A 674-nucleotide genomic window follows, 5' to 3' on the forward strand; every position below is an offset into this window, starting at 1 on the left:
AAGGAATATGCGGACTTGTTGCGTTCTCAAACTCACGAGCATAGAAACAAGCTCAATACGATCAGTGGCTTAGTGCAAATGAGTGAGCTTGAGGCTGTGCAAAAGCTCATCGGGCAAGAAACCGCCCATTATCAAGCCATGATTGAGTTTTTGCGAGATACCATAAAAGATCCGCTTATTGCGGGTATGTTGTTGGGCAAAACAGAGCGAGCACGAGAACTGGGTTTGCAGCTGGTGGTCGAGGAGGGCAGTCGCTTGGAGCCGCTTTCTGAATGGTTAAATTCGGAAGATCTGGTCACCATTTTAGGTAACTTAATCGACAATGCGTTTGATGCGACTTTGAGCGTTATTCGCAATGAATCCAATGTTGCATCAGAGCGTCGAAACATCGAAGTCTCGGTTAGCGATTACGGCAACGAAGTGATTTTAGAAGTCAGCGATCACGGATGTGGGTTGCCAGAGAACATTGAACCTCAAACCCTTTTCAAAAAAGGCATTTCGACAAAATCTCGACAAAATAGAGGGGTAGGTTTGCACCTAGTGAACCAATTAGCGACCCGCTATCACGGGCATGTTGAAATGCTACCAAACACAGAATATGGAACGCGAATAACCGTGTATTTGCCAAAGGAAGAACAAGTATGAACATGGCAACGCGAGTGATGATCATTGAA

The 674-nt window shown here is 45.4% G+C and carries 1 protein-coding gene; it reads left to right on the plus strand.

Annotation, left to right across the window (positions count from 1 at the left end; translation table 11 throughout):
* On the plus strand, positions 1–645 hold a 645-nt coding region (locus R7190_RS27835; RefSeq protein ID WP_318137924.1), incomplete at its 5' end, for a sensor histidine kinase.
* Between the last annotated feature and the right edge of the window lie 29 nt (positions 646–674).

This window comes from Vibrio sp. 1078-1 (genome assembly GCF_033340475.1).